Origin of the sequence: Marihabitans asiaticum (assembly GCF_007828725.1) — a bacterium.
GTDB lineage: Bacteria > Actinomycetota > Actinomycetes > Actinomycetales > Dermatophilaceae > Marihabitans > Marihabitans asiaticum.
In genome coordinates, this window is sequence record NZ_VIUW01000004.1 from 144,062 (window position 1) to 157,650 (window position 13,589).

The window sequence follows — 13,589 nt, forward strand, 5'->3', positions numbered from 1 at the left end:
GTGCAGCACCTGCATGTGCTGCACCGACGACGAAGTGCTGCAGGGTCGGGGTCCCGATGACCCGGGCCACCGTCCTGAGAGACTGGGTGCATGTTCCACCAGCCCGGCGAGACCTTCTACGAGCAGGTCGGCGGCCACGACACCTTCGTCGCGCTCGTCTCGGCCTTCTACGACGGGGTCAAGGCCGACCCAGAGCTGCGGGCGCTCTACCCCGAGGAGGACCTCGCCCCTGCCGAGCGCCGCTTGCGGATGTTCCTCGAGCAGTACTTCGGGGGGCCGAGCAGCTACAACGACGAGCGCGGTCACCCCCGACTGCGGATGCGCCACGCCCCCTTCGCCGTCACCCTCGACATGCGCGACCGCTGGCTGCGGCACATGTACGCCGCGATGGACACCCTCGACCTGCCCGAGGCGCACGCCGAGGCGATGCGCGACTACTTCTTCCGGGCCGCGCACATGCTCGTCAACACCGACGACCCCGGGTCTCGGTCCTAGCCCTGGACCGTCGGACCCAGCTCTCCAGAGCCCGCGCCGATCGTTGGCATGAGTGGGCCGGTCGCTGAGAGGATCGGGCGCATGCCCGATGAGCTGAGCACGACTCCCCTGCACCCCGGATCGCCGCCGAACGCCCCCTGGTGGCGTGATGCCGTGATCTACCAGGTCTATCCCCGCAGCTGGGCCGACGGCGACGGCGACGGCATCGGCGACCTCGCGGGGATCGCCGACCGCCTGCCGCACCTGCGCCACCTGGGGGTCGACGCCGTGTGGTTCTCGCCCTTCTACGTCTCCCCGCAGCACGACGCCGGCTACGACGTCGCCGACTACCGCGACATCGACCCCCTCTTCGGCTCCCTCGCCGACGTCGACGCGATGCTCGCCGAGGCGCACGACCTGGGGCTGAAAGTGATCGTCGACCTCGTGCCCAACCACACCTCCTCCGAGCACGAGTGGTTCCAGGCGGCGCTGGCCGCCGGGCCGGACTCGCCCGAGCGCGACCGGTACATGTTCCGCGACGGCGCCGGCGACGGCTCGCGGCCCCCGAACGACTGGAAGTCGGTCTTCGGCGGCCAGGCGTGGACCCGGGTCACCGAGGCCGACGGGCAGCCCGGCCAGTGGTACCTGCACCTCTTCGACGTCACCCAGCCCGACCTGAACTGGCAGAACGAGGAGGTCCGCGAGGAGTTCCGCTCGATCCTGCGCTTCTGGCTCGACCGCGGCGTCGCCGGCTTCCGGGTCGACGTCGCCCACGGCCTGGTCAAGGCCGAGGGACTGCCGCCCTACTCCCGCCGCGACCACATGCTCGAGCAGCGCACCGCGAACAGCCCGTACTGGGACCAGGAGGGGGTCCACGAGATCTACCGCGCCTGGCGAGCGGTGCTCGAGGAGTTCACCGACCCCGAGCGGATCATGTGCGCCGAGGCGTGGGTGCGTCCGGTGGAGCGGCTGGCCCGCTACGTGCGCCCGGACGAGTTCCACCAGGCGTTCAACTTCGAGTACCTCGACACCCCGTGGATCGCCGGCGAGCAGCGAGCGGTCATCGCCGAGTCCCTTCGGGTCAACGACGAGGTCGGCGCGCCGGCCACCTGGGTGCTGAGCAACCACGACGTCGTCCGGCACGCCAGCCGGTTCGGCCTGCCCCAGGACGAGCCCCGCCCCAACGGGATCAGTGCGCAGGACCGTCAGCCCGACGTCGCGCTGGGGCTGCGACGGGCGCGCGCGGCGACCGCGCTGATGCTCGCTCTCCCGGGGGGCGCCTACGTCTACCAGGGCGAGGAGCTCGGCCTGCCGGAGCACACGACGATGCCGCACGAGCACCGGCAGGACCCCACCTACGTGCGTACCGAGGGTGAGGAGGTGGGCCGGGACGGCTGCCGGGTCCCGATGCCCTGGGCGAAGGGGGAACCCTCCTTCGGCTTCGGACCGAGCCAGAGCACGTGGTTGCCTCAGCCCGAGGTCTACGGCGACCTGGCGGTCGACCAGCAGGTCGGGGTCGAGGGGTCGACCCTCGAGCTGTACCGGACGTTGCTGCGCCTTCGTCGCGAGCGCGGCCTGGGGCGTGGCTCGCTCGCAGAGGTCGACGGCTTCGCCGACGACGTCCTTGCGTACGTGGCGGGAGGTACTGACGCCCCGACGCTGGTCCTGGCGAACCTCGGGGGTGAGCCGGTCACGATCCCGGACGGCGCGGAGGTGCTCGTGGCCTCCGGAGAGCTCGCCGGCCGGGCCGTGCCGACCGACGTGGCGGTCTGGGCCACCCTGCCCACCCGGACGACCTGATGCTGGCCGTACGGCCGCCGAGACCGGCTGCCGCCTACCCCTACTTCGACGCGCCGACGCCGCTCGCCCTGGCCCACCGGGGCGGTGCGGAGTACGCGCCGAACGTCGGGCGGGAGAACACCGTCGCGGCCTTCGCCGAGGCGGTCGCGATGGGCTACCGCTACCTCGAGACCGACGTGCACGCCACGGCCGACGGTCGGCTCGTCGCCTTCCACGACGACGTGCTCGACCGGGTCACCGACGCAGTCGGGGCGCTGGCCGGTCTCCCCTGGGCTGAGGTCGAGCGCGCCAGGACCGACGCCGGCGACGCGGTGCCGCTCATGGACGAGCTCTTCGAGACCTTCCCCGACGCCCGGTTCAACATCGACATCAAGGCGCCGCGAGCGGTGCAGCCCCTCGTCGAGGCGGTCCGGCGCCACGGCGCCCTGCACCGGGTGTGCGTCGGCTCCTTCTCCGACCAGCGGCTGCGGGCCGCGCGGCGCCTCCTCGGCCCGGACCTCGCGACCTCCGCCGGCCCAGCGGGTGTCGCCGGGATGCGTCTGCTGCCCCGGCTGCTCAGCCGCCTGATCAGCTCACCGGCGCAGGCCCTGCAGATCCCGGTCACCCACCCGGTCGCCGGACGCGAGGTCACCCTGGTCCTGCCGAAGGTCCTCGCGGCTGCTCACTCCACCGGCAAGCAGGTGCACGTGTGGACGATCGACGACGCCGAGGAGATGCACCGACTGCTCGACCTCGGGGTCGACGGCATCGTCACCGACCGGATCGACACCCTGCGTGATGTCCTTGCCGAGCGAGGCACCCCGCTCCCGGGCTAGCTACCCTCCCGCGCCCGTGAGGGCCTGCACGGCCGACTCGACGGCGCTCGGCCGGCCCGCGACGCTCCACGTCGTGCCGCGCACGTCGACCTGCACCGTCTGCCCGCCGGCCGCCTGGACCAGCGCGGCACCAGGCAGCCAGTCCCACTCCGGGACGAGCGCCTGCGCCCAGACACCGATGCGTCCGGCCGCGACCGCGGCGAGGTCGCACGACCCGGAGCCGAGCATGCGTACCGTCGCGGCGCCGAAGCACAGTGCCCGCCACGGCTCGACGAGGTCCGGCCGCGTCAGCCGGGTGGGGTGGAGGTAGGTGGCCAGGCACACCTGGTCCAGCGGCAGGTCGTCGAGCGGGCGAAGGGGGGACCCGCCCAGCGTGGTCGGCAGGCCTCGTCCGCCGAGCCAGGCCTCCCCGGTGACCGGTTGGTGGACCGCCCCGAGCACCACCCCTTCGTCGTCGCGCAGCGCGAGCGCGCTGCACCAGTACGCCATGCCCGACAGGAAGTTGTAGGTGCCGTCGACCGGGTCGATCACCCAGGTCCGCCCCGAGGCGGACGGCGCCTCGGCACCCTCCTCGCCGACGATCCCGTCCTCGGGACGGACCTGGCGCAGCGCGGTGGTGACGAGCTCCTCGGCCGCGTGGTCGGCCGCGGTGACGACGTCGGAGATCGAGGTCTTGTGCCCAACCTGCCCAGCGGTCAGCCCCTCGGCGCGCATCTGCGCGGCCAGCTGCCCGGCTCGAGCCGTCAGCTCCGCGGCGAGCGCCGCGTCGTCGAGGTCGGCGAGGCCATCCAGCGGCTCGTGGGGGTCGGCACCAGCGGTGGTGAGGGTCTCGGCGTGAGCGTGCGGCGCGTCCACACCGGCCAGCGTACGGCGCCTCGCTCCGCCTCGGCTCACCTGGCGAGGACGAACCCGGTGCGGCTGGACAGCCGGGTCCACGGCCCCTGGCGGTGGACCGCCACCTGCCCGCCCGGGGATGGGGGCACAAAACCGAGCACCGCCATCCCGAACGCCGCTCCGGCGGGGATGGTGAGCGGCTCTGCGCCGGCGGCTGATCCCCCTTCGACCGCTCGTCCCCAGACCCGGGCTCGCAGGTCGGCGACGGCCGCCGACCCGGCCCCCTCGGGGGTGCCGGTCGCGACCTCGGCCACGCCCGTGGAGGCGACCTCGGACAACGCCGACCCGGCCACGGTCCCGAGCTCACGCCACCCGCCCAACGGCGGGCTGATCGCTGCCCACGCCGCCTCGACGGTGCTCGGCGGTACCGGCAGCTCGGTGATCGCGCCGTGGGCGAAGCGGTCGGTGAGCCCGGCGAGCGGGACCACAGTGTCCAGCGCCTCGTCGCCGCACGCCAGGGCGACGGTGCGCAGCCCGAGCACGAGACCCGAGCGCATCAGCCCGACCCCTGGCAGGACGCACACCCAGGCCGCGAGCACCCCGCCCTCGCCGCGGGGCACCACCTGGAGGCGGATCGCCCCGTCCGGGTCGTGCCGCTTGGCCCGCGCGACGAAGGTGCGCAGGTCGGCGGCCGACTCCTCGTCGAGCAGGTGCAGCGTGCTCATCGGCGCCGACGCAGCGCGACCGGCTCGGCGAGGCGCGAGCGCAGCACCTCACGCTCGCTGTCGCGCAGCCGCCGGGGCCGCTCCCCGGCGAAGTCGTAGGCCGACATCGTCGTCTCGGCCCGCATGTAGACGGCATCCCCCATCTCCGCCGGGTCGCGCAGCTCGTACCCGACGTCGAAGCTCGCACCCCCCAGCCGCGAGACCCACATGTCGATCTGCACCGGCGCGCGGCGGTAGACCAGGGGCCGCAGGTACTCGACCTCGGTGCGGGCGACGATCACCCCGCCCTCTAGCAGGGACTCCGAGCCGTGCGGTCCGAACCAGTCCTCGAAGCCGGCGATCCGGGCGTCCTCGAGGAGGCGCAGGTACTGCACGTTGTTGACGTGGCCGTAGGCGTCCATGTCGCTCCAGCGCAGCGGGATCAGGGCCGAGGTCCGCTCAGTCATGGCACCAATCCTCGCAGGCGGCAGCGCGAAGGGAGCATCGGCCGCCCTGGGTTGTCGGCGGGCTCACCTACGGTGGTCGACATGTCGCAGCTCGATGCCCCCGAAGCCACCGTCGCTGGTCCAGGCGAGGTCGACCCGTCTCTGGCTGCGCAGGCGCGCGAGGCGTTGCGCCGGTTGGTCGGGCGGGAGGACGTCGACTTCCGCGACGGGCAGCTCGAGGCGGTCGCCGCGTTGGTGCAGCACCGGCGCCGAGCCCTGGTCGTCCAGCGCACCGGCTGGGGCAAGTCGGCGGTCTACTTCGTCGCGGCCTCCCTCATGCGGGCGAAGGGGGCCGGCCCGGCCCTCATCGTCTCCCCGCTCATCGCCCTGATGCGTGACCAGGTCGCCGCGGCCGAGCGCGCAGGGGTGCGCGCGGTCTCGATGAGCTCGGCCAACGCGCAGGAGTGGGACGAGATCCGCGCGCGGCTGGCCCAGGACGAGATCGACGTGCTGCTCGTCAGCCCGGAGCGGCTGAACAACCCCCGCTTCCGTGAGGAGCAGCTGCCCGACCTGATCCGCCGCTGCGGGCTCGTCGTCATCGACGAGGCGCACTGCATCTCCGACTGGGGGCACGACTTCCGGCCCGACTACCGGCGCATCGCCGACCTGCTCGAGCAGCTCCCCGAGCAGACTCCCGTGCTCGCGACCACCGCGACGGCCAACGCACGGGTGGTCGACGACGTCGCCGAGCAGCTGCGCGCCGGCGGGCAGGAGGTGCTCACCGTCCGCGGCCCGCTCGCTCGGCGTTCGCTGCGGCTCGGGGTGCTGCCGGTCGCCGGCCCCGATGCGCACCTCGCGTGGCTGACCACCCACCTGGCGGAGCTACCCGGCAGCGGCATCGTCTACACCCTCACCGTCTCGGCGGCCGAGGACGTCGCGCGGGCGCTCGCCGACGCCGGTCACGCGGTGCGCCCCTACACCGGCCGCACCGACGCCGAGGAGCGCGCCGACCTCGAGGAGGCGCTGCGGCGCGACGAGGTCAAGGCGCTCGTGGCGACCAGCGCCCTGGGCATGGGATTCGACAAGCCCGACCTCGGCTTCGTCGTGCATCTCGGCGCACCGTCCTCGCCGGTGGCGTACTACCAGCAGGTGGGCCGCGCCGGCCGGGCCACCGAGCGAGCCGACGTCGTCCTCCTGCCGGGGCATGACGACCCGGCGATCTGGGCTTACTTCGCCTCGGCGTCGATGCCTCGCGAGGACCAGGCGCAGACCGTGCTGCGCACCCTCGCCGAGGCGAGCAGGCCGCTCTCGACCGCGGCCCTGGAGACCGCCGTCGACGTGCGCCGGACCAGGCTGGAGCTGCTGCTCAAGGTGCTCGACGTCGACGGTGCCGTGCAGCGGGTCCCCGGCGGGTGGACCACCACCGGACGGCCCTGGACCTACGACGCGCCGCGCTACGAGCGGGTCGACCAGGCGCGCCGACATGAGCAGGACCTCATGCGGCGCTACCTCGCCCTCGGGGAGGACGGGACCTGCCGGATGGCCTTCCTCCAGGAGTGCCTGGACGACCCCGACCCGCAACCCTGCGGCCGGTGCGACGTCTGCGACCCGGGCTGGGTCCCGGAGGCGGTCGACGACGCGGCGGTGTCCGCGGCCGGCCAGGCGCTGCACCGACCCGGCGTCCCGATCGAGCCTCGGGTCAGCTGGCCCACCGGCATGCCCCGGCTGGGTGTGGAAGTGAAGGGACGGATTCCCGCCGAGGGGCAGGTCGCCGAGGGTCGGGCTCTCGCCCGCACGACCGACCTCGGGTGGGGTCCTCGGGTCCGCGACGTCGTCTCGGGCGAGGACGGCGAGATCCCCGAGGCGATGAGCCGTGCGCTCATCGAGGTTCTGGCGGCCTGGCCCTGGGAGCAGCGGCCGGTGGGCGTCGTCGCGATGCCGTCCCGACATCACCCCAGCCTCGTCGCGTCGACCGCGTCGCACATCGCCTCCGCCGGGCGACTGCCCCTGCTCGGCAGCCTCGACCTCGTCGACGGCGGCCCGGTGGGCGAGCCCGGGGGCAACTCCGCCTTCCGCCTCGCGGGGGTGTGGGACCGGTTCAGCGTCGGGAACGAGCTTGGGTCAGCGCTGGCCGCAGCAAGCGGGCCGGTCCTCCTCGTCGACGACGTCGTCCACTCGCGCTGGACCCTCACCGTGGCCGGGCGCCTCCTGCGACGGGCCGGGGCCGACGCCGTCCTCCCCCTCGCCCTCGGACTCGAGGGCTGACCCCCTTCGTTGCGCGCGCAGCTGCTCGGCCCGCTCGCTGATGTCGACGGTCACCAGGGGCAGGAAGAACTGGATCGTCGGCCCGATGAGGAGGGCATAGAGGACGGTCCCCAGGCCCACGACTCCGCCGAGGAGCCAGCCGGCGGCGAGCACCGTCAGCTCCAGGCTCGTGCGCACCAGCCGGATGCTCAGGCCGGTGCGCTGCGCGAGACCGGTCATCAGGCCGTCCCTCGGCCCAGGACCGAGCTGGCTGCCGATGTAGATCGCCCCCGCCGCGCCGTTGACGACGATCCCTCCGAGGAGCAGCACCCACCGCCAGAGCAGGGACTCCGGGGCGGTGAGCAGCGCCAGGGTGGCATCGGTGGCCAACCCGATGACGACCGTGTTCGCCACCGTGCCGACCCCAGGCCACTGCCGCAGCGGCACCCAGAAGGCGAGCACCGCGACGCCGGTGAGGATGACCACCGTGCCGAAGGAGAGCCCGGTCAGCTTCTGCACCCCGTCGTGGAAGACGTCCCACGGGTCGAGCCCGAGCGTGCTGCGCACGAGCATGCCCATCGCGACGCCGTAGAGGACCAGGCCGACCATCAGCTGGCTGAGGCGAAGGGGGAGCCGGCCGGCCCTGAGCTGCTCCCGCGGGGTCAGCGGGACCAAGGGGACGTTGCGTCGCATGGGCCCATGGTGGACCAGTGCCGGCGCCGGAGGTGATGGCTGCTCATCGGCGGGCGACCCCGCCCCGGTCGCGCCCCATCGCCTAGGGTCCTCTGTCATGGACGACGGCACGCAGCAGGTCCGGTCGGAAGCGATGGCCGACCTTCTCGACACCTTGGACCTGACATCGGAGGGCAGCGCCCGGATCACGGTGGAGAGCAGCACCGACGAGCCGGTGGAGGTCGGGACCTCCTCGGCCGACGTCTTCGTCGGCCGATCCCAGCCGATGCCGTACGGGCGCGCCTTCGGCGGCCAGGTGCTCGCCCAGGCGCTGATCGCCGGCTCGCTCACCCTGCGGGAGGAGCATCCCGAGCGGCACCCGCACTCGCTGCACGCCTACTTCATGCGCCCCGGCGATGCGAGCCAGCCGATCCGCTTCGCCGTCGAGCGGATGCGTGACGGGCGGTCCTTCTCCACCCGGCGGGTGCACGCCATCCAGCGTGGGGCCCCGATCCTGTCGATGACCGCCTCCTTCCAGGACGACGCCGGCGGCATCGATCACCAGGACGAGGCGCCGGAGGTTCCCGGGCCCGACGAGCTCCCCAGCCTCGCCGACCAGTTCTCCGGCATCGACGACCCCAAGGCGCGGCACATAGTCAGTCGGCCCATCGAGCACCGGCACGTCCAGGGGAGCGTCAGTCTGCACCCCGCCGCCGACGCCTCCCCCGACCAAGACGTCTGGTTCCGCGCCGTCGGTCCGGTGGCCGACGACCCGTTCCTCCGCGCGGCCGTGCTCGCCTACGCCTCGGACTACACGGTGCTCGAGCCCGCGCTGCGCCGCCACGGGCTGTCCTGGGCGGACCACCGCCTGCGACCAGCGAGCCTCGACCACGCCATGTGGTTCCACCGCCCTGTCGACCCCGCGCAGTGGCTGCTCTACAGCCAGCACTCGCCCTCCGCCCAGGGTGGGCGTGGCCTGAGCTTCGGCCGGATCTTCGACCACGACGGCCGGCTCGTCGCGAGCGTCGCCCAGGAGGGCATGCTCCGGGTCAAGGACGAGACGAAGGGGTGACCCCGCACCTCGACGCGGCCGGCCTGCCCGTCGGTCGACCCGTCCCCGACTGGCAGCCCCCGCCTGCGCTGGAGGCGGTCGAGCTCACCGGGCGGCACGTCTCCCTTCGCCCGCTCCGTCCCGGCGACGACGCCCCGGGGCTGTACGACGCGCTCGGGGGCACCGAGATCCCGGCCGCGCTCTTCACCTACCTCGGCGTCGATCCTCCCGGGTCGCTCACCGAGACGGTCGGCGTCCTCGACGCCGCACTCTCGATGCCCGACTCCGCCGCGTTCGCGCTCGTCGTCGCCGGCCAGGTCGTGGGCATGGCCAGCTACCTGCGGATCACCCCGGCGCACGGGTGCGTCGAGATCGGCAACATCCTCTACTCCCCGGTGCTGCAGCGCACCACCGCCGCGACCGAGGCGATGCACCTGCTCGCCGAGCACGCATTCGCCAGCGGCTACCGCCGCTACGAGTGGAAGTGCGACGCCCTCAACGCGCCCTCGCGGGCCGCGGCGCTGCGTCTCGGTTTCGCCTTCGAAGGCGTCTTCCGCGACGCGATGGTCTACAAGGGACGCAACCGGGACACCGCGTGGTACTCGATCACCGCGCCCGAGTGGCCCGCGATACGCGACGCCCAGCGCCGCTGGCTCGACACGGCCCAGGACGGGTCGCCGACCACGTCGCTGAGCGCGCTCACCGCCGACCTTCGGGACGCTACAGCTGGCTGACCGTCCCGGGCGTGGCGTGCGGCTCCTCACGCAGGTGGGTCAGCACCGCCATGCTGCGCGGCCCCAGCTCCATCTGCGAGCCCGCCGCGTGCGTCTCGCTGGTGAGCAGGTCGGCGCAGGTGTCGATGATCGGGCGCCAGGTCTGGCCGTACTCACTCCCCGGCAGGGTGACCGTCACCGGCTCGTGCCCGGCGTTGAAGAGCAGGAGGAAGTCGTCGTCGACCACCGGTCGACCGCGCTCGTCCGGCTCCGGGATCGCCTGACCGTTGAGGAAGACGAGCATCGCGCTCGCCGACCCGTCGCTCCACTCGTGCTCGGCCATGTGGGCGCCGTCGGGCCGGAACCACTCGATGTCACCGATCGAGGACTCGCCGCCGTGGTCCGCCCGACCGGCGAAGAAGCGCCGACGCCGGAAGACCGGGTGCTCCCGGCGCAGGGTCACCACCCGGCGGGTGAACTCCAGCAGGTGCTGCTGCCAGTCCTGAAGCTCCCAGTCCATCCAGGCGATCTCGTTGTCCTGGCAGTAGACGTTGTTGTTGCCGTGCTGGGTGCGACCGAGCTCGTCACCGTGGGCGAGCATCGGTACCCCCTGGCTGAGCAGCAGGGTGGCGAGGAAATTGCGCTGCTGGCGATGACGCAGGGCGTTGATCTCCGGGTCGTCGGTCTCCCCCTCCGCCCCGTGGTTCCACGACCGGTTGTGGCTCTCGCCGTCGGCTCCTCCTTCGCCGTTGGCCTCGTTGTGCTTGCTGTCGTAGGAGACGAGGTCGGCCAGGGTGAAGCCGTCGTGCGCGACGACGAAGTTGATCGAGGCGTACGGTCGGCGCCCGGAGTTCTCGTACAGGTCCGAGGAGCCGGTCAGCCGCGAGGCGAACTCGCCCAGGGTCGCCCCCTGCCCACGCCAGTAGTCGCGGACGGTGTCGCGGTACTTGCCGTTCCACTCCGTCCACAGCGGGGGGAAGTTGCCGACCTGGTAGCCGCCGTCGCCGATGTCCCAGGGCTCGGCGATGAGCTTGACCTGGCTGATCACCGGGTCCTGCTGGATGAGGTCGAAGAAGGCCGAGAGCTTGTCGACCTCGTGGAACTGCCGGGCCAGCGTCGCCGCGAGGTCGAAGCGGAAGCCGTCGACATGCATCTCGGTCACCCAGTAGCGCAGGCTGTCCATGATCAGCTGCAGCACGTGCGGGTTGCGCATGAGCAGGCTGTTGCCGGTGCCGGTGGTGTCGTAGTAGTGGTCCGGGGCGTCGTCGACGAGCCGGTAGTACGAGGCGTTGTCCAGCCCGCGGAAGGCCAGGGTCGGGCCGAGGTGGTTGCCCTCGGCGGTGTGGTTGTAGACGACGTCGAGGATGACCTCGATGTCGGCCTCGTGCAACGCCTTGACCATGGCCTTGAACTCGGTCACCTGCTGGCCACCGCCGCCGGAGGCGTAGCCGTTGTGCGGGGCGAGGAAGCCGATGGTGTTGTAGCCCCAGTAGTTGCTCAGCCCCTTCTCCTGCAGGCTGGTGTCCTGGACGAACTGGTGCACCGGGAGCAGCTCGATCGCGGTGACCCCGAGGTCGGTGAGGTGCTCGATGATCGCCGGGTGGGCGATGGCGGCGTACGTGCCGCGGATCTCCTCGGGCACGTCCGGGTGGGTCATCGTCAGGCCCTTGACGTGAGCCTCGTAGATGACCGACTCGTGGTACTCGTGCCGCGGCGGGCGGTCGTGCCCCCAGTCGAAGAAGGGGTTGATGACGACCGAGAGCATCGTCTTGCCGAGGCTGTCCTCCTCGTTGCGCAGCGTCGGGTCGTCGAAGTCGTAGGAGAAGATCGCCGGGTCGTTCTCGATCTGCCCGTCGATCGCCTTCGCGTAGGGGTCGAGCAGCAGCTTCGAGGGGTCGCAGCGGTGCCCCTCGGCCGGCTCGTAGAGCCCGTGCACCCGGTAGCCGTAGCGCTGCCCGGGCTGGATGCCGGGGATGTAGCAGTGCCAGACGAAGCCATCGACCTCGGTCATCTCGACCCGGGTCTCCTCACCGTCCCTGCTCACCAGGCACAGCTCGACCCGCTCGGCGATCTCCGAGAAGACGGCGAAGTTGACGCCCGATCCGTCGTAGGTCGCCCCGAGGGGGTAGGCGTCGCCGGGCCAGATCTCCAAGGTGTCTCCTGGGCAGGGGTCGGTCGGCGGTCGCCCGCCGGGGGTCGTGCAGGGTCGTCCGAGCCTACCGAGGGTCTCGTCGCGGGACGGCATCCCGTGCCCTGAGGTCAGGAATGGCGGGCGTGTCGTTCGACACGCCCGCCATTCCTGCCGCGAGGGCACGCCCGGCGAGCAGTGCCGGCACCTGCCTTGGCAGGTGCGAGGCCGGTGGGCACCTGCCTTGGCAGGTGCGAAGGGGGGCGAAGGGGGGTCAGCCCGGCTTCGGTGCCCCCGGGCGCGCGTAGCGCCACCAGGTGATCGCCACGCACATGACCGCCCAGGCGACGCCGATGCCGTAGAAGGCGACCGGGCCGAAGAGGGTCACCCCGACGCCGAAGAAGAACGGGCCGAAGGCGGCGATCGCGGCGGTCCAGCCGATCACGCCGCCGGCCTGACGCCGCTCGAAGATCATCGGCATCTGCTTGAACGTCGAGGCGTTGCCGATACCGCTGAAGAGGAAGATCGCGAGCATGCCCCAGAAGAAGCGGTCGAAGCCGCCCTGGAGCGCCTCGGCCGATGAGGTGTCCGGGGTGAGCGCGGTCATGGTGAAGGAGATCGAGGCGATGAGCCCGATGCCCGAGATCAGCGTCCAGATCGCGCCGCCCATCTTGTCGGTCAGCGGGGAGAAGACGACGCGGGCAGCGGCACCGACGAGGGCGCCGAGGAAGACGTAGCTCACCGGGTCCGGCACGGAGTATCCCTGGATCAGCACCTCCGCGGTGGCGCCGCTGCCCCGGACGATCTCCTCGTTGCCGGCGCCGTAGAGGTTGAGCATGAGCAGCCCGAACTGCGCGGCCAGACCCGAGAAGGTCCCGAAGGTCATGATGTAGAGGAGCGTCATCCACCAGGTGTCCTGGTTGCCGAAGATGTCGAACTGCTGCTTGATGTTGGCCTTGATCGGCACCGACTTGAGCATCGTCCAGGCCATCGCGGCGCCGATGATCATCAGCGGCACCCAGACGAAGGCGGCGTTCTGGAACCACACCTCCTTGTTGGCCTTGCCGGCCACCTCGAGCTCCTGGCTGCCGCCGAAGACCGCGAGCGCGCCGAGGCCGATGAGGATCGGGGTGAGCAGCTGGACCAGGGAGACACCGAAGTTGCCCAGGCCGGCCTGGAGGCCCAGGGCCGTGCCCTGCATCCGCCGCGGGAAGAAGTAGCTGGTGCTCGGCATGAAGCCGGAGAAGGCGCCGCCGCCGATACCGGCGAGGAAGGCGAGGACCATCAGCTCCCAGTACGGAGCGGTCGGCGACTGCACCCGCACGCCCCAGCCGACGGTGGAGAAGACGAGCAGCAGGGTGGTCAGCGCGACCATCTTGCGGGTCCCGAGGATCGGCGGCAGGGTCATCCAGACGATCCGCAGCAGGCCGGCCGAGAGACCGGGCATCGCGGCCATCCAGTACAGCTGGCTCTTGCTGAAGTCGTACCCGAGGGCGTTCAGCTTCGGGATGATCGCGCTGGGGAGGAACCAGGCGACGAAGGCCAGGGTCAGGCAGAAGGTGGTGACCCACAGGGTCTTCCACGCCAGGCCCTTGTCCCAGGTGGCCTCGTCCTCGGGGTCCCAGGACTCGAGCCACTCACCGCCGGTGCGTGAGGTGTCGGTCGTGCTGCTCATCGGGTTGTCTCGCTCTCGTGACGAAGGGGGGTG

The 13,589-nt window shown here is 72.0% G+C and carries 11 protein-coding genes and 1 pseudogene; 6 read left to right on the forward strand and 6 right to left on the reverse strand.

The features are described 5' to 3' along the window. Positions 1 to 90: 90 nt before the first annotated feature. From FB557_RS11715 to FB557_RS11725, 3 genes are all read left to right on the forward strand, one after another. A complete protein-coding gene (locus FB557_RS11715) occupies positions 91 to 495 on the forward strand; it encodes a globin (protein WP_144857806.1) in 405 nt (134 codons plus the stop codon). 81 nt (positions 496 to 576) lie between these two features. Continuing rightward, a complete protein-coding gene (locus FB557_RS11720; protein WP_144857807.1) occupies positions 577 to 2,274 on the forward strand; it encodes a glycoside hydrolase family 13 protein in 1,698 nt (565 codons plus the stop codon). Next, complete coding sequence (locus FB557_RS11725) at positions 2,274 to 3,089, forward strand: glycerophosphodiester phosphodiesterase family protein (protein ID WP_144857808.1); 816 nt, start codon at positions 2,274 to 2,276, stop codon at positions 3,087 to 3,089. Before FB557_RS11720 ends, FB557_RS11725 begins: the two co-directional genes overlap by 1 nt. Here the strand turns inward: FB557_RS11725 and FB557_RS11730 are convergent, their stop codons facing one another. The 3 genes from FB557_RS11730 to FB557_RS11740 all read right to left on the reverse strand — a co-directional run bounded on the left by FB557_RS11730 (position 3,090) and on the right by FB557_RS11740 (position 5,094). Beyond that, positions 3,090 to 3,881: an inositol monophosphatase family protein gene (locus tag FB557_RS11730; RefSeq protein ID WP_246074783.1), complete on the reverse strand. Its 792-nt coding sequence runs from the start codon at positions 3,879 to 3,881 to the stop codon at positions 3,090 to 3,092. 98 nt (positions 3,882 to 3,979) lie between these two features. After that, positions 3,980 to 4,648: a DUF8185 domain-containing protein gene (locus tag FB557_RS11735; RefSeq protein WP_144857809.1), complete on the reverse strand. Its 669-nt coding sequence runs from the start codon at positions 4,646 to 4,648 to the stop codon at positions 3,980 to 3,982. Beyond that, positions 4,645 to 5,094 (reverse strand): acyl-CoA thioesterase, encoded by a 450-nt coding sequence (locus FB557_RS11740; RefSeq protein WP_144857810.1) that lies wholly within the window; start codon positions 5,092 to 5,094, stop codon positions 4,645 to 4,647. The genes FB557_RS11735 and FB557_RS11740 overlap by 4 nt, the downstream gene beginning before the upstream one ends. 81 nt (positions 5,095 to 5,175) lie before the next feature. Here FB557_RS11740 and FB557_RS11745 point away from each other — a divergent pair, with 81 nt between their 5' ends. Next, complete coding sequence (locus FB557_RS11745; protein WP_144857811.1) at positions 5,176 to 7,338, forward strand: RecQ family ATP-dependent DNA helicase; 2,163 nt, start codon at positions 5,176 to 5,178, stop codon at positions 7,336 to 7,338. Positions 7,339 to 7,455: 117 nt separating this feature from the next. Here the strand turns inward: FB557_RS11745 and yczE are convergent. Then, positions 7,456 to 8,109: pseudogene (gene yczE / locus FB557_RS14915) on the reverse strand (membrane protein YczE); the annotation flags it as partial. Here yczE and FB557_RS11755 point away from each other — a divergent pair. After that, complete coding sequence (locus FB557_RS11755; RefSeq protein ID WP_144857812.1) at positions 8,108 to 9,061, forward strand: acyl-CoA thioesterase; 954 nt, start codon at positions 8,108 to 8,110, stop codon at positions 9,059 to 9,061. The pseudogene yczE and the gene FB557_RS11755 overlap by 2 nt on opposite strands. Continuing rightward, the gene (locus tag FB557_RS11760) at positions 9,058 to 9,774 is read left to right on the forward strand and encodes a GNAT family N-acetyltransferase (RefSeq protein ID WP_144857813.1); all 717 of its coding nucleotides are present in this window, start codon (positions 9,058 to 9,060) and stop codon (positions 9,772 to 9,774) included. The genes FB557_RS11755 and FB557_RS11760 overlap by 4 nt, the downstream gene beginning before the upstream one ends. Here FB557_RS11760 and glgX read toward each other — a convergent pair. Together glgX and FB557_RS11770 are read right to left on the reverse strand one after the other, a co-directional pair. Then, a complete protein-coding gene (gene glgX / locus FB557_RS11765; RefSeq protein ID WP_211356569.1) occupies positions 9,761 to 11,905 on the reverse strand; it encodes a glycogen debranching protein GlgX in 2,145 nt (714 codons plus the stop codon). The genes FB557_RS11760 and glgX overlap by 14 nt on opposite strands. Before the next feature lie 250 nt (positions 11,906 to 12,155). Then, on the reverse strand, positions 12,156 to 13,556 hold the full coding sequence (locus FB557_RS11770; protein WP_144857815.1) for an MFS transporter: 1,401 nt from the start codon (positions 13,554 to 13,556) through the stop codon (positions 12,156 to 12,158). Between the last annotated feature and the right edge of the window lie 33 nt (positions 13,557 to 13,589).